The organism is Azospirillum sp. B21, from assembly GCF_008364825.1.
Lineage (GTDB): Bacteria > Pseudomonadota > Alphaproteobacteria > Azospirillales > Azospirillaceae > Azospirillum.
Window position 1 is genome coordinate 139,764 of record NZ_VTTO01000011.1, and the last position, 18,633, is coordinate 158,396.

At 68.7% G+C, this 18,633-nt stretch carries 17 protein-coding genes; 6 read left to right on the forward strand and 11 right to left on the reverse strand.

The features are described from left to right. Positions 1–14: 14 nt before the first annotated feature. Positions 15–614 (forward strand): PqiC family protein, encoded by a 600-nt coding sequence (locus tag FZ983_RS23265; protein ID WP_247883937.1) that lies wholly within the window; start codon positions 15–17, stop codon positions 612–614. A gap of 13 nt (positions 615–627) precedes the next feature. Here the strand turns inward: FZ983_RS23265 and FZ983_RS23270 are convergent, their stop codons facing one another. Together FZ983_RS23270 and FZ983_RS23275 are read right to left on the reverse strand one after the other, a co-directional pair. Further along, complete coding sequence (locus FZ983_RS23270) at positions 628–1,167, reverse strand: hypothetical protein (protein WP_149225861.1); 540 nt, start codon at positions 1,165–1,167, stop codon at positions 628–630. 90 nt (positions 1,168–1,257) lie between these two features. Further along, the gene (locus FZ983_RS23275; protein ID WP_149225862.1) at positions 1,258–2,157 is read right to left on the reverse strand and encodes a LysR family transcriptional regulator; all 900 of its coding nucleotides are present in this window, start codon (positions 2,155–2,157) and stop codon (positions 1,258–1,260) included. A 165-nt stretch (positions 2,158–2,322) separates the two neighbouring features. Between FZ983_RS23275 and FZ983_RS23280 the strand changes: the two genes are divergently transcribed. Beyond that, positions 2,323–3,441, forward strand: a complete 1,119-nt coding sequence (locus FZ983_RS23280) for an S-(hydroxymethyl)glutathione dehydrogenase/class III alcohol dehydrogenase (RefSeq protein WP_149225863.1) — start codon at positions 2,323–2,325, stop codon at positions 3,439–3,441. Positions 3,442–3,530: 89 nt separating this feature from the next. Then, on the forward strand, positions 3,531–4,382 hold the full coding sequence (fghA, locus tag FZ983_RS23285) for an S-formylglutathione hydrolase (RefSeq protein ID WP_149225864.1): 852 nt from the start codon (positions 3,531–3,533) through the stop codon (positions 4,380–4,382). A gap of 150 nt (positions 4,383–4,532) precedes the next feature. Here fghA and FZ983_RS23290 read toward each other — a convergent pair whose 3' ends face one another. The 8 genes from FZ983_RS23290 to FZ983_RS23325 all read right to left on the reverse strand — a co-directional run bounded on the left by FZ983_RS23290 (position 4,533) and on the right by FZ983_RS23325 (position 15,034). Then, entirely contained in the window at positions 4,533–5,678 is a 1,146-nt protein-coding gene (locus tag FZ983_RS23290; RefSeq protein ID WP_149225865.1) for a DUF1513 domain-containing protein, read from the reverse strand. A 21-nt stretch (positions 5,679–5,699) separates the two neighbouring features. Then, a complete protein-coding gene (locus FZ983_RS23295) occupies positions 5,700–6,815 on the reverse strand; it encodes an imelysin family protein (RefSeq protein ID WP_149225866.1) in 1,116 nt (371 codons plus the stop codon). Positions 6,816–6,865: 50 nt separating this feature from the next. Continuing rightward, positions 6,866–8,128: a di-heme oxidoredictase family protein gene (locus FZ983_RS23300; protein WP_247883948.1), complete on the reverse strand. Its 1,263-nt coding sequence runs from the start codon at positions 8,126–8,128 to the stop codon at positions 6,866–6,868. A gap of 1 nt (position 8,129) precedes the next feature. Then, a complete protein-coding gene (locus FZ983_RS23305) occupies positions 8,130–9,614 on the reverse strand; it encodes a multicopper oxidase family protein (RefSeq protein WP_149225867.1) in 1,485 nt (494 codons plus the stop codon). A 135-nt stretch (positions 9,615–9,749) separates the two neighbouring features. Continuing rightward, the gene (locus tag FZ983_RS23310) at positions 9,750–11,024 is read right to left on the reverse strand and encodes an imelysin family protein (protein ID WP_149225868.1); all 1,275 of its coding nucleotides are present in this window, start codon (positions 11,022–11,024) and stop codon (positions 9,750–9,752) included. A 179-nt stretch (positions 11,025–11,203) separates the two neighbouring features. After that, on the reverse strand, positions 11,204–12,361 hold the full coding sequence (locus FZ983_RS23315; RefSeq protein ID WP_149225869.1) for a PLP-dependent aspartate aminotransferase family protein: 1,158 nt from the start codon (positions 12,359–12,361) through the stop codon (positions 11,204–11,206). A 103-nt stretch (positions 12,362–12,464) separates the two neighbouring features. Beyond that, the gene (locus FZ983_RS23320; RefSeq protein WP_211102970.1) at positions 12,465–13,547 is read right to left on the reverse strand and encodes an AbrB family transcriptional regulator; all 1,083 of its coding nucleotides are present in this window, start codon (positions 13,545–13,547) and stop codon (positions 12,465–12,467) included. A gap of 122 nt (positions 13,548–13,669) precedes the next feature. Next, on the reverse strand, positions 13,670–15,034 hold the full coding sequence (locus FZ983_RS23325) for a globin-coupled sensor protein (RefSeq protein ID WP_149225870.1): 1,365 nt from the start codon (positions 15,032–15,034) through the stop codon (positions 13,670–13,672). A gap of 459 nt (positions 15,035–15,493) precedes the next feature. On the opposite strand from FZ983_RS23325, the gene FZ983_RS23330 reads away from it, so the two are divergent. From FZ983_RS23330 to FZ983_RS23340, 3 genes are all read left to right on the forward strand, one after another. Then, on the forward strand, positions 15,494–15,697 hold the full coding sequence (locus tag FZ983_RS23330) for a hypothetical protein (protein WP_149225871.1): 204 nt from the start codon (positions 15,494–15,496) through the stop codon (positions 15,695–15,697). Between the two features lie 257 nt (positions 15,698–15,954). Next, positions 15,955–17,145, forward strand: coding sequence for a glycine betaine/L-proline ABC transporter ATP-binding protein (locus tag FZ983_RS23335; protein WP_247883938.1), 1,191 nt, complete (start codon positions 15,955–15,957; stop codon positions 17,143–17,145). Continuing rightward, positions 17,138–18,037, forward strand: coding sequence for an ABC transporter permease subunit (locus FZ983_RS23340; RefSeq protein WP_188092468.1), 900 nt, complete (start codon positions 17,138–17,140; stop codon positions 18,035–18,037). Before FZ983_RS23335 ends, FZ983_RS23340 begins: the two co-directional genes overlap by 8 nt. A 2-nt stretch (positions 18,038–18,039) precedes the next feature. Here the strand turns inward: FZ983_RS23340 and betI are convergent, their stop codons facing one another. Next, positions 18,040–18,615, reverse strand: a complete 576-nt coding sequence (gene betI, locus FZ983_RS23345; protein ID WP_149225872.1) for a transcriptional regulator BetI — start codon at positions 18,613–18,615, stop codon at positions 18,040–18,042. Between the last annotated feature and the right edge of the window lie 18 nt (positions 18,616–18,633).

Below are 18,633 nucleotides of genomic sequence, written 5' to 3' on the forward strand. Positions count from 1 at the left end.
GAATGGGGGAAGGGATGGCGATGGGACGGGTGCGCGGATGGCGGGCGGCGGCGATGGCGCTGCCTTTGCTGGTGCTGGCAGCCTGCCAGTCGACGCCGGACAGCCGGCTCTACACGCTGGCGGTGGTGCCGCCGGCCGCGGCGACGCAGCCGGTCCGCACTGCACCTCAAACCTTGGCGTTGGGATCGCTGGACCTGCCGATGCTGATCGACCGGCCGCAGATCGTCCGCCGCATCGACGGCAACCGGGTGGAGGCGCTGGAGTTCGACCGCTGGGCCGAACCGCTGGCCGACGGGCTGCGCTCCACCCTGGCCGGCGACCTCGCCGCGCGCCTGCCGGGCGTGACCGTCCTGCCGGTGGCCGGCAGCGCGGTGGGGGAGGGTACGGCGGTGCTGGCCGTCACCGTTCTGCGATTCGATGCCGATGTCGGCGGCCGGGTGGTGCTCGACGCGCAATGGAGCCTGTCGCAGGCCGGCGGCGCCCGGAAAAGCGGCCCGGCGCGCGAGACGGTGGAAATCCCCGCCGCCAGCGCCGAGCCGGAAGCCCTGGTGCGGGCGATGAGCCAAGCGGTGGCCACCTTCGCCGATCGCGTTGCTGCCGGGCTCCGCCGCTGAGGAAAAACCTTCATCAGTGAAGCAGGGTGGCGCCGCGGTCGACGGTCGGGCGGGGGCGGTCCATGCGATCGACCGCGGTCCGATGGGGCCGCAAGTCCTCCGCGTCCGGTTCGGGCATCAGCAATCCGGCGCGGGACAGCGCGGAAGCCAGGACGCAGAGCGGTGCCATCGCCATCCGAACACCCGGCAGCGGCAGCCAGTCGTTCATCAGCAGTCCGGCCTCGCCATGCTGCCCCTGCTGGGCAAGCCGCAGCATGTCGAGCAGCAGCGCCTCGTCCACACCAAGCGACGGGCAGGGCGGACGGTGCAGGTCGAGCGGCCGTGTGGTCGCCGCCAGTACGATGCGCATCAGCGTGTCGAACGCCACCGCGGCGTCGTTGGACAGGCCCGCCGCGGTCATTCCGTCCTGCCAGTGCGGATGCTGGCGCTCCGGCTCCCGCAGGGGTTCGGCCCACAGGCGCAGAACGGACACCACCAGGGCTTCCGCCGCGTGCAGATCCTGGAAACGCTCGCGGGCCGGCAGGGCGCGGCGATGGGACGACATGGTGGGCATGGCGAACTCCGCTCTGGGGAACGAGCGGAGGGTAGGGCGTTTCAAATGATAATGCAAGTCATTCGCATTTGCATTGAACGACACCGACCGTCAGCGATACTCCGCCCGCCGCGCCAGCCCTTCCTTCAGATGGCGGATCGCCGCATGGACCTTGGGCGGCACATGGCGCTTTTGCGGATAGACCGCCCAGACCGCGGTGTTGGGCGGCCGGTGGCGGTCCATCAGGGAGACCAGCCGCCCTTCTGCCACCAGACTGCGCACGTAATAGTCCGGCAGTTGGCACAGCCCGAACCCGCGCAGCGCGGCATCCAGAACGGAGAAGCCGCTGTTGCAGCGCCAGCGGCCCCGCGGACGGAACAGCCAATCCTGCCCATTGTCGTCGAACAGCCAGTGGTCGGAGGTGCCGATCAGGCATTGGTGGTTGCTGAGGCTCGCCAGACTGTCGGGAGCGCCGTGGCGGTCCAGATAGGCCGGCGCGGCGCACAGATGCATGACGCGCGGGGCGATGCGCGTCGCCACCATGCTCGATTCACTGAGGCGGCCGAGGCGGATCGCCAGATCATAGCCCTCCTGCACCAGATCGAGCTGCCGGTTGGTCAGCTCCACCTCGATGCTCAGCTGCGGGTGCCGCTCCATCAGGTCGTTGATGAGGGGCATGACGAACTGCTCGCCATAGGCGGTGGAACAGGTCATGCGCAGCATTCCCTTTACCTCGGCATCGCTGCCGCCCTGAAGCGCGCCCACCGCCAGGAAGGCGTCGTCGCGCTGTTCGGCCAGCCGCCGGCAGCGGGCAAGAAAGGCGTGGCCGCTCTCGGTCAGGCTGACCTTGCGGGTGGTGCGGTAGAACAGGCGGGCCTGCAACCGGTCCTCCAGCCGCGCCACGCTGCGGCTGACATGGGAGGAGGAAACGCGCAGCCGCTCCGCCGCGCGGGAAAAGCTGCCGGATTCCGCCACCGCCACGAATTCGTCGATGCCGTCCCAGCCGCTCATCAATCTTCTCCCAGGGCTTTCTTCCAGGGCCGCCCGGCCATTATCCCCGTATGGCAAAAATCTATTCCCGAAATCGCCGTTCTGGCAATGACCAGTCGCGGTCTACACTGCGGTAATCAAATGCCAATTCGCATTGGCCAAACCGTTTTCGGGAAGGAAAGCCACATGGTCCTGTCACGCGCCGCCGTCGCCTGGGAAGCCAACCGTCCGCTGGAGATCGAGGAGGTCGAGGTCGCGGCGCCCAAGGCCGGGGAGGTGATGGTCCGCATCGTCGCCACCGGCGTCTGCCACACCGACGCCTACACCCTGTCCGGCAAGGATTCGGAGGGTGTCTTCCCCTGCATTCTCGGCCATGAGGGCGGCGGCGTGGTGGTGGAGGTCGGCCCCGGCGTCACCTCCGTCGCGGTCGGCGACCACGTGATCCCGCTCTACACGCCGGAATGCGGCAAGTGCAAATTCTGCCTGTCCGGCAAGACCAACCTTTGCCAGGCGATCCGCGCCACCCAGGGCAAGGGCCTGATGCCGGACGGCACCAGCCGCTTCTCACTGAAGGGCAAGGAAATCGCCCACTACATGGGCACCTCGACCTTCTCCGAATACACGGTGCTGCCGGAGATCGCGCTGGCCAAGATCAACAAGGCCGCGCCGCTTGAGAAGGTCTGCCTGCTGGGCTGCGGCGTCACCACCGGCATGGGTGCGGTAATGAACACCGCGAAGGTGGAGCCGGGGTCGACCGTCGCCATCTTCGGCCTGGGCGGTATCGGCCTGTCGGCGATCATCGGCGCCACCATGGCGAAGGCCAGCCGCATCATCGGCATCGACATCAACCCGTCGAAGTTCGAGATCGCCAAGCAGCTGGGCGCCACCGAAGTCGTCAACCCGATGGACTACGACCGCCCGATCCAGGAAGTCCTGGTGGAGATGACCGATGGCGGCGTCGACTACAGCTTCGAATGCATCGGCAACGTGAAGATCATGCGCGCCGCCCTGGAATGCTGCCACAAGGGCTGGGGCGAGTCGGTGATCATCGGCGTCGCCGGCGCCGGCGAGGAGATCTCCACCCGTCCGTTCCAGCTGGTCACCGGCCGCGTCTGGCGCGGCTCCGCCTTCGGCGGCGTCAAGGGCCGGTCGGAGCTGCCGGAATATGTGGAGCGCTACCTGCGCGGCGAGTTCGAACTGGACACCTTCATCACCCACACCATGGGCCTGGAGGACATCAACCACGCCTTCGACCTGATGCATGAGGGCAAGAGCATCCGCTCGGTCATCCTCTACAACCAGTAAGGCGACGGCCGGCCGGGTAACGACGCTCCCCTTTCCCGAAGGAGGTCAGGGGAGCGATCAGGGCAGCGACTTACAAAAAAGGCAGTTCCATGACCGACCCCCTCACCACCCTGTCGGAAACCCGCGTCTTCGGCGGCCGGCTGAAGCGGGTGCGGCACCAGTCCGCGGCGGTGGATTGCGACATGACCTTCGCCATCTTCCTGCCGCCGCAGGTGGAGGACGGCGCCAAGGTGCCGGTCTTCTATTGGCTGTCGGGCCTGACCTGCACCGACGAGAACTTCACCCAGAAGGCCGGCGCCTTCCGCGTCGCGGCGGAACTCGGCCTTGCCATCGTCGCCCCGGACACGAGCCCGCGCGGCGAAGGGGTGCCGGGCGATCCCGAAGGCGCGTGGGATTTCGGGCAGGGTGCGGGCTTCTACGTCGATGCGACGGAGGAGCCGTGGGCGCGGCACTACCGCATGCACGACTATGTGACGCGGGAACTGCCGGCGCTGGTCGAGGCAAACTACCCGGTCAGCGACCGCCGCTCCATCGCCGGCCATTCGATGGGCGGGCACGGCGCGCTGGTCTGCGCCCTGAAGCATCCCGGCGTCTACAAGGCGGTGTCGGCCTTCGCCCCCATCGTCAACCCGGCGGCGGTGCCCTGGGGCGAGAAGGCGTTCGGCCGCTATCTGGGGCCGGACCGGGACCGCTGGCTGGAGTGGGACGCTTGCGCGCTGATCGCCAAGGCGACGGAACGGCTGCCGATCCTGATCGACCAGGGCGACCGCGACGGCTTCCTGGAGGCGCAGTTGAAGCCGCAGGCGCTGGTCGCCGCGGCGGACGCGGCGGGGCATCCCGTGACGTTGCGGATGCAGCCGGGCTACGACCACAGCTACTTCTTTATCAGCACCTTCATCGAGGACCATCTGCGCCACCACGCGGCGGCGCTGGTGGGGTGACATGCTGTTTGGAGAGATGGGGTTGCCCCCTCCCTAACCCTCCCCCGCCTTCGGCGGTGGAGGGAACTGCCGCAGATTCGCATAAGGCACCCTCTCCCGCTAAGCGGGGGAGGGTCGGGGAGGGGGCAAAACGCCTCCTCCTTTAACACCTCACCCCACCAGCCGCGTCAGGTGGTTGTCCCACCGGAACTCCGGTGCCCGGCGTTCCGGCCCTGCCTCGGCGGTGTTCGACACCGGCTCGATCACGCCCAGCCCGCTGGTCGCCAGATACCCCTCGCCGTTCGGCGCCAGCCCGCAGCCATCGGCCAGCGCGGTCGAGCCGAGCCAAGCGCCCGTCGCGGCATCCCATAGCCCGATGATCCCGCCCGGCGGCGAACTGGCGGCGACGGTCCTGCCGTCCGACGCGACGCTGCCGATATAGCCCTGCATGCGCGACAGCACGTCCTCCGGCGTGTCGAACAGGCGGACGGCCCCGCTGCCGGGGCGGTGGGCGCCGGTCAGGGGCTGCAGCATGCCGATGGGCCGCTCGTCCTGCGTGCCGAAGGCGATGCCGCCATCGTCCAGCAGGGCGATGTGGCGGATGCCGAGGTTGTTGTGCTCCTCCGGCAGGCGAACCTTGTCGAGCAGCTTGCCGGTCGCCGCCTCCACATAGGTCAGCGAGGCGTCCATGCTGTCGAGGTTCAGCTTGGCCCGCCCGGTGTCGGGATGGGTGATGACGCCGCCATTGGCGACCGCCAGCGTGGTGCCGTCCCGCATCAGGATCAGTTCATGCGGTCCCAGCCCGTGGGTCGGGATGGCGCCGATGCGGCGGTAATTGTCGGTGGCGTCGTAGATCCCGATCGCCCCTTCCTCGCGCGGGACGTCGTCCTCGGCGACGTAGAGGATGCGGCCATCGGCGGAATAGTCGCCGTGGCCGGTGAAGCGGCGGTCGTCCGGCGCCCGCACGACGGGACCGGCGGTGCCGTCAGCCAGCGACAGGGTCTGCAACCAGCGGCCGGGCCGGCGCGCGAACACCACCGCCTCGGCCATCCCCGGACGCGGCACGATGCCATGGGCGCGGCCGGGGGTGGGGGTGGTGAACAGCACCTTCCCGGCGGGATTCAGCGCCGCGACGCCGTAGCTCGGTTCCGCCCCGGTGGTGGCATAGGCGTTGAAGTAGATCGCGCCGTTGCCGGCGGCATGGGCCTTGCCGGTCAGCATGGCGAGCAGCCCGCCGCCCAGCAGGCGCCCGCCCGCGATCAGACGCCCGCCCAATGCCGGCCCGGCGAGCAGGCCGAGGATGTTCCGGCGATCCATCGCTCCCCTCCCGCTCATGGTTCAGTCCCCGTCCAGTTCGTTGAAGCCCAGCGTGATGTCCAGCTGCGGGGCGAGCGTGCCCAGCATCTCCACCCGTGCCGCCTTGATCAGGCGCAGCGCGCCGTCGGCCTTCTTGCGGGCGGCGGGGTCGGTCACCGCCTTGTTCAGCGGGCCGGGTACCGCCTCCACCGCGCCGATGGCTGCGGCGAAGCTCTCGTCGATCGCCTGTTTGGCGGTCGACCCGTCCTCGCCCGGCGGCAGCAGCGAAACGAAACCCGGCCCGCCATTCTCGCCCATCAGCAGGGCGCGCAGCCCTTCCAGGTTCAGCACGATGTTGCGCAACGCCCGGCCACTGCGCAGAGCCTCCACCACCGCGGGCTTGGCATCCTCGATGCCGGTGCCGAGCGGGGCCATCAGCTTCTGGTCGATGATCACCTGCATGGCGGTGATGGCGGACGCGTAGAGCGTGTTCACGGCTTCCGACGCGGTGGGGCCGAGAACGGTCGCCTGACCGGCGGCCAGCGGCGCCTCCAGCTCCTTCCAGCCGTCGCGCGTATCGGTCGCGATGGCGGCGACGTTGCGGGCGGCGGCGGCGGCGAGCAGCCCGCGGAAGCGCTTGGCGTCGCTGCCGGTGAAGCTTTCCACCGTGACGGTCTCGTCGAACAGCAGCCGTTCCAGCACGGTCAGGCCCTGCACGGCCGCGCTCTGGCGGGCAAGCGCCCCCGGCTGCAGCAGCTTCGGGTCCTGGTCGCGCAGGATCTGGCCGATCTGGCGCTGGACCACGCCCGCCCGTTCCGGCCAGAAGGACAGGCGGTCGGCGCGCAGGTTCACGGTCAACGGACCCGGCCGCAGATGCTGGACCGCAGCCCAGGCGTCGGTGACCCGGGTGTGGGCCGTCCGCGCCTCCTCCAGGCCGGCGGCGCTGGGGCCGGCGGCGAAGCGGTCGAGCGTGTCGGCATAGGCGGTGGCTGTCGTCACCAGCGCGTCGAAGCGGGGAAGGGCATGGGTGCGGACCATGCCGGCCAGGAAGGCGCTGTCCTTGTCCGACTGCCGGGCGGCGAAGGCCGGCGACCGGGGCAGCAGGGCTGCCACGGCGGCGGCGGCCGACAACAGTCCAAGCACTATGCGGCGTCGCATACGATCAAATCCCTTCTGCCGGTTACGCGGATCGAAACCCCGCCCATCCTTTACAAACCCAGCACGTAGCGCACCAGCCGTTTCCGCTTCGCCGCCGGCAGGGTCATGAAGCGGTCCTTCGCTTCCGCCGCTTCGCCGCCATGCCACAGGATGGCTTCGGTTACGCTGCGGGCCCGCCCGTCATGTAGCAGCGACAGCTGACCGTCCTTGGCCGCGAGCCGGTTCAGCCCCCACAGCGGCGTGGTGCGCCAGTCGCTCCCGCGCGCCTCGCCCATCGGCAACGCGTCGCCCAGAGCGGGGCCGAGGTCGTGCAGCAGCATGTCGCTGTGCGGGAAGATGTCGCGGTTGGACAGGGCCGGATGCGCCGGGTCCTCCCCCGTGCGCCAGGACGGGCGGTGGCAGGCGGCGCATCCGGTATCGGCGAACAGCTTGGTGCCGGCCTTGTCCTTCGGCGCTTCCAGGCTGCCGTCGGGCGGCAGGTCGCGCAGATAACCGTCAATCAGGCCGATCACCGTGCTGGGGATCTCCAGCCCCTCGAACTGCTTGGAGTCGCCGTGGGGGGCGCTGCGGCAGGCGGTCTGCGCCGGGGTGCAGTCGCCCCACGGTTCCGGATAGGCCGGAGTCGACATGCCGATGTCGAGGCTGAAGGCCTCCGCGTCCTGGTGGTCGAGCGTGGGGTGCATCGCCTTCCAGCCGAAGCGGCCGACCTGACGCTTGCCGTCCACCGTCACATGGTTGACCCGGCCGGCCACCGGTCCGCCGGACGCCGCCTGCCTTGCCGCCTCCGCCGCGATCGCCTCGGCCGGGATGCGGTCGAGCAGGCCCATGCCATGGACCCGCGGGGGCACGCGGGCGGACATCACCGTCGCCTCGGCCAGCGGGCCATAGCCCAGATCCTCGACGACCGGCGTGGGATGGCGCAGCCGGACGGTCTCGCCGTCGGGGAAGCGCACCACCTCCTCGCGGTAGGTGACGCGGGGGCGTCCTTCGATCACCTGTCCGAGGATGGCGTTGGCTTGGATCTGGCGGCCATAGACCGGGTCGTCGTTCAGCTTGATCGCATAGCCGACGCCCTGGTCTCCCTCCACCGCCGGGTCGGGCGGACGGCCGCCGCCGCCGCGCGGATGGCAGGTGGCGCAGGACCGTGCATTGTAGAGCGGGCCGAGGCCATCCGCCGCCTGGGTCGCGGTGGGCGCCGCCACCCACATGCGGCGGAACAGAGCCTCGCCGATGCGGTTGTCGAGGCTGTCGGCAGCCTGCGCGTGGGGGGCGAAGAGGACGCACAGGGCGGCCAATGTCAGGCGGAAAGGCATCTCAAGCAACGCGGATGTATCCCATCATGCCGGTGTCCTGGTGTTCGATGATGTGGCAGTGGAACATCCAGTCGCCGGGATTATCGGCCTTGATGGCGACGCGCAGGCGTTCCTTCGGCTCCAGCAGGACGGTGTCGGCATGGTGGGGCACCACCTCGCGGCCGTCCGACGACAGCACCTTAAAGGTGTAGCCGTGGATATGGATCGGGTGCAGGTGCGGCGTCAGGTTGGCCAGCTCGAAGATGTAGCTCCGGCCCTTTTCCAGCGTGACCAGCGGCGGCGGCAGATGCTCGTGCCCGCCCTCCGGCCAGCTCTGCTGGTTGATCGCCCAGAAGGTCTTCTCCGACAGGCAGAGCGAGTCGGCATAGGGCAGTCCGGCCAGGATCGCCGGGTCGAAGCTCTGCGCCACCGCGGTGGCGGAGAAGGCCATCGGGATGACGGGCGCGTCCTTCAGGTCCGGTTCGGGGAAGGCGGAGGCGGGCAGGGCGCGCGGCTTGAAACGCTTGTTGGGCAGCGCGGGACCGACGGCGCGGAAGGTGGCGAGCGGCCGGGGCTCGGCCGAATAGACGTTGGTCAGCCGCAGGGTCTGGCCGGCCTTTGCGGGAGCGCGGAACAGCACGTCGATGCGCATCGCCGGGCCCATGGGCCAGCCGTCCAGCGGGCGGGGCGGCAGCGGGTTGCCGTCCACCGCGACGATCCAGGCCTCCGCCCCCTCCACCCGCAGATCGACCACGCGGGTGCTGTCGATGTTGTAGAGGCGGGCACGGATGTCGCCGTTGGCGGGCACCTCGATCACCGGATCGATGGCGCCGTTGACGGTGGAGACGCTGCCGAAGGTGCCGGCGCGCGAGGCGCCCCGGTCGGTGATGAACGGGCCGAATTTGCCCGCCTTATCCAGCTGCCAGTCCTTGACCAGACAGACGATGTCGGCGTCGAATTTCGGCGCGTCCGGCTCCTCCACGATCAGCACGCCGGCAAGGCCGCGGCCGAGCAGTTCCACCGTGTTGCAGTGGGGATGGAAGAAGAAGGACCCGGCGTCGGGCGGGGTGAATTCATAGACATGGCGCTCGCCGGGCTTGGTCGGCGGCTGGGTCAGGTAGGGCACGCCGTCTTCCAGGTTCGGCAGGCGGATGCCATGCCAGTGGATCGAGGTGTGCTCGTCCAACCCGTTGACCAGCGTGGCGCGCAGCCGCTGGCCCTTGCGCATGCGGATGACCGGACCGGGGAAGCTGTCGGCGTAGGTGATCAGCGGCGATGGTTCGGCGGGTTCCGGCAGGATGCGCTGAAGGCGCTGCTTCGCGACAAGCTCCACCTCGACCAGATCGCCGGCGGAGGTGATCGGCGCCGGTCCGCCCAGGCCGGCCTTCAGGGCACCGGCAGCCGGTGCGGCGATCCCGGTGCCGCCCAGCGCCATCGCTGCCACGGCGGTGCCCCCGGCGCGCAAGAGGGCACGGCGGGACAGGGGGGTGGCGAGGCGGTGCGGCATGACGGCAGTCCGAATACGACAGGCAGAAAAAAAGCCGGCTCCGGCCCCGCCCCTTCCGCGCCGGATCGGCCCGGAAGGGAAGGTGGGGAAACGGTCATGCGCGGATGAGGCGCGGGACCGGAGCCGGATGCAGGCTTACTTGCCGACCTTCGACGGATCGTCGAGGCTGTCGGAACCCTGGACGCTGATGGAGACACCCAGGGTGTTGACGGCGCCTTCCAGCGCCTTCTTCTGGTCGACAAGACGGTCGACGGCAGCAGCCACCAGCTTGTTGCCGTCCTCGTTGTCGGCGGCGATCATCTGGTCGTAGGCCATCTTGCCGCTGTCGGCGGTGTCCTTGATCGCCTGCATCGCCTTCATGGTCTCGGCCATGGCGGTCTTCACCGCGGCGTCCGCGTCTGCGGACTTGGCGGCGACCAGCTGCGACAGCGAGGCGCCGGAGACGGTCTTGCCGTCGGTACGCTTGTAGCTGCCGTTGTAGACGTTCACCATGCCGACTTCGTCGTAATAGTGCGAGTTGTGGGTGTTGTCGGAGAAGCAGTCATGCTCCTCCTCCGGGTCGTGCAGCATCAGGCCGAGCTTCATGCGCTCGCCCGCCAGTTCGCCGTAGCTCAGCGAACCCAGGCCGGTCAGCATGCGGGCGATGCCCTCGCCTTCCGGGGCCTTGGCGATGGAGGCGCGGGCCTTGCCCTTCGGCGCCCACTCCGCGGTCATCTCGGCGAGGTCGTCGACCAGCATCTGGGTGGCGACGGTCAGATACTGGGCGCGGCGGTCGCAATGGCCGTTGGTGCAATCCTTGCCCTTGGCGTAGTCGGTCGCCTTGCGCGCGCCGGCACCGGGGCCGGTGCCGTTCAGATCCTGGCCCCACAGCAGGAATTCGACGGCATGATAGCCGGTGGCGACGTTCGCCTCGACCTTGCCGGCCTCGTGCAGTTTGTCGCTCAGCAGGCCCTTGTTGATCTTCGCCGCGTTGATCGTCTTGCCGCCGGCCGTGATCTTTGCGTTGGCGATGACGTTGGCCTTGGCGTAGGGGTTGCTCTCGCCGCCGGCATAGCCGTCGTCGACATAGTCGATCAGGCCCTCGTCCAGCGGCCAGGCATTCACCTTGCCTTCCCAGGCATCGACGATCGGGTTGCCGAAGCGGAAGGCTTCCGTCTGCATGTAGGGAACGCGGGCGGCCTTCCAGGCCTCGCGCGCCTTGGCCAGAGTCTCCTCCGTCGGATTGGCGACCAGGGCGTCCACCGCCTTCTTCAGCGCCTTGGCGCCGGTGGTGGCGTCCTCGTAGGCGGCATGGGCGATGTCGGCGTAGTTCTTCGCCACGTCCTTGTAGGCCGGCGCCGCCGCCTGGGCGGCGAACGGCATCAGGGCAACGACGGCTACGGCGGCAAGGCCGGCAGCGCGCTTCGACATGGAGGTCTCCTCGAACGTCGGTGGTCTGAAATGACAGCAAGTGCGACTGATTCTCAGCGAATAACGTCGCGAATCATTCTCACTGTCAAGCCCTATCCGCGTTGGGGGTACTCGGAAAAGCGGCTTCGGCCGGGTGCTGCGTCGATATTACCCGGTAGCAAGGGAACGGAGGCCGTTCCTCACCCCTGGCGGAGCGCCCGATTGAGCGCCTGCCCCAGATCTTCGAACAGGTCGTCGGGCGACTCAAGGCCGACCGACAGCCGCAGCAGATCGCCGGGAACCGGGGAGGTCGGGCCTTCGATGCTGGCGCGGTGTTCGATCAGGCTTTCCACCCCGCCCAGCGAGGTGGCGCGGCGCCAGACGCCGACATGGGCGGCGGTGTCGATGGCGGCCTGGGTGCCGCCCTTCACCCGGATCGAAAGCATGCCGCCAAAGCCGCCGGTCATCTGCCGCGAGGCGATGCCGTGGCCGCGGAAGCCGGGAAGGCCGGGATAGAGCACCTCCGCCACCTGCGGATGGGCGGACAGCCGCTCCGCCAGGGTCATGGCGGCGGCGCACTGCCAGCGGACGCGGGCGAACAGGGTGCGCAGTCCGCGCTGGAGAAGCCACGCCTCGAAGCTGCCGAGGATGCCGCCCTGCTGGGTCTGCACCGCCTTGATGCGGCTCCAGAACTCGTCCTTGCGGGCGGCGGTCAGGGTGCCGGCGACGACGTCCGAATGGCCGTTCAGGTATTTGGTCGCCGAATGCATGACGATGTCGGCGCCCAGTTCCAGCGGACGGGTCAGCACAGGGGTCGCCACCGTGCTGTCCACGGCGAGCCAGGCCCCGGCGTCATGCGCGAGTTCGGCCACCGCGGCGATGTCGGTGACGGTCCACAACGGGTTGGCCGGCGTCTCCAGCCAGACCAGTCGCGTCTGGCCGGGGCGGAGTGCGGCCCGGACCGCGTCGGTATTGCTGGTGTCCACCCCTTCCACCCGCAGGCCCCAGCGGGTGGCCGGGCCATGCACCCAGTTGCGGAAGGCCCAGTACATCACGTCGGGAACGATCACATGGTCGCCGGGATCGAGCGCCTGGAACACCGCCGTTGCCGCCGCCATGCCGGAGGCGAACAGCAGCGTGTCCGCGCCCTTTTCCAGTTCGGTGATGGTCCGCGCCGGAATGTCGAAGGTCGGGTTGTCGGCGCGGGCATAGACCCTGCCGCGGTCATAGCCGTTGTCGGGATCGCGGATGTAGGTGGTGGAGGGGTGGATCGGCGGAATGACCGCGCCGCTGGCAGCGTCCTCAAACCCCAGGGCGCCGGCGGCGATGGTTTCGGGACGGTGGGGACGGTCGGTCATTGCCGGGGCACTCCGGATCGGGGCGTAAGGGGGGTACGAAGGATACGCTTCGAACCAGCGTCGGCGCAACGTCCCGTCGGGCAGTGCGCCCTTCGCCGAAAGCTTAGGCGTAACGCGCGATCAGGCGGGCCAGAGGCGGTCCGGACAGCACCACCACGAACAGGCGCAAGGTCTGCAGCGCCAATACCAGCGGCAGGTCCACCCCGGTGCCGAGCGCGATCACCACAACGGAATCGAGCCCGCCCGGGCTGGTGGCGAGGAAGGCGGTCAGCGGGTCGGTCGGCAGCAGCGTCACCAGCATCCAAGCCGACAGGCTGCACAGCGCGATCATCAGCGCGGTCGACAGCAGCATCTGCGGCACCGCACGGAACGCGTGGCCCAGCACCTCGCGGGTGAAGCGCAGCCCGATGCTCCAGCCGATCACGGCATAGGTGACGGTCAGCAGCGTGTGCGGCAGCTGCAGCGATATCCCGGCACCGGTCTGGACCAGCGCCCCCAGCACCATCGGGACCAGCAGGGCGCCCGACGGGATGCGGAACCGGTGCCCGATCCAGCCGCCGACCAGGGCGACCAGCAGGGTCGCCGCCAGCCCCGCCGGGTCCAGCGCCTCGACAGGGGCGGCGGCCGGCGTCGCTCCCTGCGGGCCGGCGGTCAGCGCGTGGGTGACCAGGGAGGCGCTGAGCACCACCAGAACCACGCGCAGATACTGCATCACCGCGACCAGCCGGGCGTCCGCGCCATACTGGCCTGCCATCGCGACCATGGCCGCGGCGGCTCCCGGCGACACGCCCCAGGCGGCGGTGGTGCCGGGCAGGCTGCCATAGCGGACAAAGAGCCAGCCGACGATGCCGCTGACCATCACCGTCAGCCCGACGGTTCCCAGCATCAGCGGCCAGTTGCGGGCGATGGACAGCAGGATCGACGCGGTGACGGCATGGGCGACGAGGCAGCCGATGATCGCCTGGGCCATGGTGAAGCCGGATGGCGGCACCCGGATGGAGGCGCCGCCGACGCCGAACGCGATCCCTCCGACCATCGGCCCGATCAGCCAGGCGGCGGGAAGCCCGATCCCGTCCAGCCCCAGCGTAACCGCCCCCGACAGCGCGAGCAGGCCCGCCCATTGCGCCAGCTTGCTGGCCCAGCCATTCGGTCGGCCGGCTCCCGCCCGATCCTCCGTACCCGCCACGGACTCATACCTGTACGAATAATTTCCGACCGGAGCATGCTGCCTGCCGCAGGACCTTTCCGTCCAGCGGCAGGGCGGGCGCGGCAGCCATGCAGCCGGTGGCGGTGCGGCCCGGTTGAGGATCAGGCGGCGGAGCGGATGCGGCTGAGGAAATCGCCGACCCCCCGGTTCATCTCGTCCGCCTGACGGTGCAGCAGGCCGGCCGCCGACAGCACCTCCTGCGCGATGCCGCCGGTTTCGGCCGAGGATTGCGTCACCTGTCCAATGGACCCAGTGATCCGGCGGGCGCCAACGGCCACCTCCTGCACGTTGCGGGTGATCTCCTGGGTGGCAGCGGTCTGCTGCTCCACCGTCGCGGCGACGGTCGTGACGATCCTGTTGATCTGGGTGATGGTGCCGCCCACCGCGTGGATCGCCTCGGCGGCGTTGGCGGCGGCGGTCTGCATGCCGGCGATCTGGGTGGAGATGTCCTCCGTCGCCTTGGCGGTCTGGTTGGCCAGATGCTTCACCTCGTTGGCGACGACGGCGAAGCCCTTCCCGGCCTCACCGGCGCGCGCCGCCTCGATGGTGGCGTTGAGCGCCAGCAGATTGGTCTGGCTGGCGATGTTGTTGATCAGGTTCACGACCTCGCCGATGCGTTGCGCCGCTTCGACCAGACCGCTGACGGTACCCTTCGTGCGTTCCGCCTCGTCGACGGCGGAGGTCGAGATGCGGGAGGATTCGTTGACGTGGCGGCTGATGTCGGAGATGGAGGCGGAAAGCTGCTCGGTCGCAGATGCTACCGTCTGCATGCTGGAGGAGGTGATCTCCGTCTCCGATGCCACATCGGTGGAGCGGCGGTTGGTGGCGGTTGCGATCTCCGACATGCGCCGCGCATGAGCCTGCATCTGGTCGGACGCGGCGACCGTGCCTTCCACAATGCTCTTCACGCTGTCCTCGAAATCGCCGGCCAGCCGGTCGAGCGTGGCGCGCTTGCTGTCCTCTTCGGCGGCCTTGTAGGTCTCCAGCAGCAGCTCCAAGTCGAACCACGCGATCTTGGTCAGCGCCTCCAGCTGAGCGGCGCGGGTGCGGCGGGCACCGGCACCGAACAGTCCGGCCATCACGCCATCGTCGCCGCCACCGGTCAGGCCCAATTCGCGGGCGATGTTCGTGCTGACGATGTAATGGCAGATCGACACCGCATAGGCCGGAACGCCGTTGCCGTAGAACAGCGACGCCAGCCGCCGGGCGGACTCGCCGAAGTCCTCGTCGAGACGGCCGGAAGCGGCGCGGGACCAATGGTCGACCCGGGCGGCATGCACCTCCGGCAGCTTCAGCGCCGATTGGATTTCCGGCCACGCATCGAAGTGCCGATGCCACTGCTCAAGGAGGCTGGGAAGCCTGCGCTCGGCAAAATCCCGGTTCGACCGCAGAATGGCAAGATCGTCCTCGGTGATGGCGAAGGCGGCAAGACGCTTTGCATGCCCGTTGGACAGCGCAACACTCATGATCGGATAACCCTTTATTCCGAAGCCCTTGGTGCGGCTGCCGCTGCCGCCGGCCGTTGGCCCGCTGCCCGGATGGATTGTTGCGACCAACAATCTCTGCATACCGCAGTATAGCAGGTGGTGATTAAGCACCAACACGGCGCGTGATTGAAGTGTAATCTTTTAGATAAATATTTCGTTGGATAGAAATCGGAATTCTAAAACGTTTGACTCGCAATATTTTACTTGCTGCGCCAAACGGTCTGTCGGTCTTTTGTCGGAGTCATACTTAACAAAAGTGAAAGAATGCCTTTCAATGCCCCATACGAAAAAGGAAGCGGGATGGATCTGTTGTGTTCTCACAGGGCAGCCATGCCTTGGCCGCAAGCGCCTGACTGACCTCCAAGGAGGCTCGCCGTCCAGGAACGATCGACGCCAGGACCGGTTGAGCGGTCAGTCATCACCTGCAAGGAGGATGCAATGGCCGACGAGACCACCCGCCGCACCGGCGGTGACACCAGCCAGCCGCATGGCGAGCAGGGACCGCCCACCGACCGCAACAGCGACAAACCCAAAGGCGGCAGCCACAGCAAATACAACGTCCAACAGGATGCCGAAGGCGCCCACAACCCCACCAATCCGGTGAAGATGCGCCCTGAAACCAAGTCCGGCAAACCCGGCTGATCCGGGGGCAGCTTTCGTCCGGCCATGCCCTTTCCGGTTGAAAAGGAGAGGGCATGGTCCGCACTACAATAGCTGGGCCGCATTTTTCATTGAACGATCAATCAAAATAAAATGGGCCGTGATGTGCGGCGAAATGGGCAGCGGCTCGATCAAAATGCAGATTCCGTGAACGCGGCTATCGACCGCGCCCCTCGTCTCGGGGCAATCTACGGCCCGATTGCCATCATCCCGTTCTGTTGCGTTCCGGAAGTCTTGCCATGTCCATGAACCTGCCCACGCCCACCGGCTCGTCTTCGACGGGGACGGGAGAAGTGCGCCTGATGGTTCGCGGCCTGCGCAAGGTCTTCGCTGACGATCCGCGTCCGGCGTTGGAGATGCTGCGCCGCGGTGCGACGAAGGCGGAGGTGCTGAAAAAGCTGAACGTCAATGTCGGCGTGGCGGAGGCCAGCTTCGACATCCGCGCCAGCGAGATCTTCGTCATCATGGGCCTGTCCGGGTCGGGCAAATCGACGATCGTCCGCCTGCTGAACCGGCTGATCGAACCGTCGGAGGGGGAGATCCGGCTGGACGGCCGCGACCTGACCCGCCTGTCGCGCGGCGAACTGGTCGAGGTGCTGCGGCGGGACATGAGCATGGTCTTCCAGTCCTTCGCCCTGCTGCCCAACCGCACAGCCCTGGAGAATGCCGCCTTCGGGCTTGAGGTCGCCGGTGTCCCGCGCGGACAGCGGCGCAGCGCGGCCATGGCGGCGCTGGAACGGGTGGGGTTGGGCGCCTATGCCGACCGCTACCCGCAGGAGCTTTCGGGCGGCATGCAGCAGCGGGTCGGGCTTGCCCGCGCGCTTGCCAAGAATCCGACGATCATGCTGATGGACGAGGCGTTTTCGGCGCTCGACCCGCTGATCCGCACCGACATGCAGGACGAGCTTCTTCGCCTCCAGCGCGAGGATGCCCGCACCATTGTCTTCATCTCCCACGATGCGGAGGAGGCGATGCGGATCGCCGACCGCATCGCGGTGATGGAGGACGGGCGCATCGCCCAGATCGGCACGCCCGCCGAGATCCTGCGCGCGCCGGCCGACGACTATGTCCGTGCCTTCTTCCGCGGCGTCGATTCCTCCCGCCTTCTGCGCGCCCGCGACCTCGCCCGCCCACCGACGCCGGGAGACGCCGCGGGGGAGGGGGAGGGAACGCGTTTCCGCTACCGCACCGATGCCGCCGGCCATTTCCGCGGCGTGCTGGCCGGCGACGGCACATCGGCGCTGTTCGGGCTGGAGCCGGTGGCGGCGGACACGCCGCTGCATTCGCTGCTTGGCCGGGTGGCCGTGGCGCCCTGCCCGCTGCCGGTGGTGGAGGCGGATGGACGCTTCGTCGGCGTGATCTCCCGCGCGGCGCTGCTGGCTGCACTGGACCGGGGCGAGGGCGCCGGCCGCGAGGTGCGTCATGGCTGAGGCGGCGATCCTCGACGTGGAGTGGTTGAGCGAGACCATCGGCGGCGGCATCGCCCGCGGCTCCGAATGGCTGGTGGAGACGATCCTCGACCATGGCCAGCCGGCGCTGAACGCCATCGCCAGCGTGGTTGACGGGCTAGGCGGCGGGCTGGACGAACTGCTGCTTGGCGTGCCGCCCTGGCTGCTGGCGCTGGCGCTGGCCGCGATCGCCCTGTGGCGGGTGGGACGTGGCTTCGCCCTGTTCACGCTGCTGGCGTTCGGCGGCATCTTCGTGATGGGGTTGTGGGAGCCGACGGTCTCGACCCTCGGCCTCGTGCTCGCCTCCACCGCGCTCAGCCTGATCGGTGGCGTGCCGCTCGGCATCTGGATGGCGCGCAGCAAGATCGCCGACGGGCTGGGTAAGACCCTGCTCGACCTGATGCAGACGATGCCGGCCTTCGTCTATCTGATCCCGGCGGTGATGTTCTTCGGGCTGGGGCGAGTGCCGGGCATCATCGCGACGGTGGTGTTCGCCATGCCGCCGGCGGTGCGGCTGACCGCGCTCGGCATCCGGCAGGTGCCGGAGGAACTGGTGGAGGCCGGCCGCGCCTTCGGCTGCCGCGGCCACCAGCTGCTGTTCAAGGTGCAGTTGCCCAATGCCCTGCCGTCGATCATGGCCGGCGTCAACCAGACCATGATGATGGCGCTGTCGATGATCGTCGTCGCCTCGATGATCGGCGCCGGCGGTCTGGGCAACGTGGTGCTCCAGGGCATCCAGCGCCTCGACATCGGACTCGGCGTGCAGAGCGGGCTCAGCGTGGTGCTGCTCGCCGTCGTGCTCGACCGCATAACCCAGAGTTTCGGCCGCCCGGCAGCAGCCGGATCCCGCAAGCGGGGCTGGTGGCGGCGGTGAGGTCAGGCGTTCAGTTCGGAATCGAGGTAGCCCAGCGCCACCGCCCGCGCGGCGCTGCCGTCGATGGCGCCGGTCAGGGCGAAACGCAGCCACAGCCCGTCGATCATCGCCGCCAGCCCGACCGCCACCCGCTCCGCCCGTTCCGCCGGCAGCAGGGGACGCAGGGCGTGCAGCAGGTTGGAATGCAGGCGGCGGGCGTTGATCCGTTGCAGCCGCGACAGCGCCGGATTGTGCGGCGCCTGCGCCCAGAAGCCCAGCCAGGCGGCGACCACCCGCGGCTCGAACTGGCCGGGAGCAAAGTTGCAGTCGACGATCGCCTCCAGCCTTGCACGCGGAGAATCGGCGGCCGCCAGCCGCTGGGTCGCATCGTCGCGCAACTGTTGCAGCATGCTGCGCATGGTGGCGGCCAGCAGCTCGTCCTTGCCGCCGAAATAATGATGGATGATGCCGGGCGACACGCCGGCCCCACGGCTGATCGTCTGGACCGTGGTGTCGACCAGTCCATGCTCGCCCATCGAGGTGATGGTCGCGTCGATCAACTGACGGCGGCGGATCGGTTCCATTCCGACTTTGGGCATGGGGCGAGCGGTCTCCTG

What these genes read in the sequence shown, in the direction of transcription:
- FZ983_RS23280 (WP_149225863.1), top strand. Translation starts at nt 2,323, where the DNA reads ATGGTCCTGTCACGCGCCGCCGTCGCCTGGGAAGCCAACCGTCCGCTG.
- fghA (WP_149225864.1), top strand. Translation starts at nt 3,531, where the DNA reads ATGACCGACCCCCTCACCACCCTGTCGGAAACCCGCGTCTTCGGCGGC.
- FZ983_RS23335 (WP_247883938.1), top strand. Translation starts at nt 15,955, where the DNA reads ATGTCCATGAACCTGCCCACGCCCACCGGCTCGTCTTCGACGGGGACG.
- FZ983_RS23315 (WP_149225869.1), bottom strand. Translation starts at nt 12,361, where the DNA reads ATGACCGACCGTCCCCACCGTCCCGAAACCATCGCCGCCGGCGCCCTG.
- FZ983_RS23325 (WP_149225870.1), bottom strand. Translation starts at nt 15,034, where the DNA reads ATGAGTGTTGCGCTGTCCAACGGGCATGCAAAGCGTCTTGCCGCCTTC.
- FZ983_RS23305 (WP_149225867.1), bottom strand. Translation starts at nt 9,614, where the DNA reads ATGCCGCACCGCCTCGCCACCCCCCTGTCCCGCCGTGCCCTCTTGCGC.
- FZ983_RS23330 (WP_149225871.1), top strand. Translation starts at nt 15,494, where the DNA reads ATGGCCGACGAGACCACCCGCCGCACCGGCGGTGACACCAGCCAGCCG.
- FZ983_RS23340 (WP_188092468.1), top strand. Translation starts at nt 17,138, where the DNA reads ATGGCTGAGGCGGCGATCCTCGACGTGGAGTGGTTGAGCGAGACCATC.
- FZ983_RS23290 (WP_149225865.1), bottom strand. Translation starts at nt 5,678, where the DNA reads ATGGATCGCCGGAACATCCTCGGCCTGCTCGCCGGGCCGGCATTGGGC.
- FZ983_RS23310 (WP_149225868.1), bottom strand. Translation starts at nt 11,024, where the DNA reads ATGTCGAAGCGCGCTGCCGGCCTTGCCGCCGTAGCCGTCGTTGCCCTG.
- FZ983_RS23270 (WP_149225861.1), bottom strand. Translation starts at nt 1,167, where the DNA reads ATGCCCACCATGTCGTCCCATCGCCGCGCCCTGCCGGCCCGCGAGCGT.
- FZ983_RS23300 (WP_247883948.1), bottom strand. Translation starts at nt 8,128, where the DNA reads ATGCCTTTCCGCCTGACATTGGCCGCCCTGTGCGTCCTCTTCGCCCCC.
- FZ983_RS23265 (WP_247883937.1), top strand. Translation starts at nt 15, where the DNA reads ATGGCGATGGGACGGGTGCGCGGATGGCGGGCGGCGGCGATGGCGCTG.
- FZ983_RS23275 (WP_149225862.1), bottom strand. Translation starts at nt 2,157, where the DNA reads ATGAGCGGCTGGGACGGCATCGACGAATTCGTGGCGGTGGCGGAATCC.
- betI (WP_149225872.1), bottom strand. Translation starts at nt 18,615, where the DNA reads ATGCCCAAAGTCGGAATGGAACCGATCCGCCGCCGTCAGTTGATCGAC.
- FZ983_RS23295 (WP_149225866.1), bottom strand. Translation starts at nt 6,815, where the DNA reads ATGCGACGCCGCATAGTGCTTGGACTGTTGTCGGCCGCCGCCGCCGTG.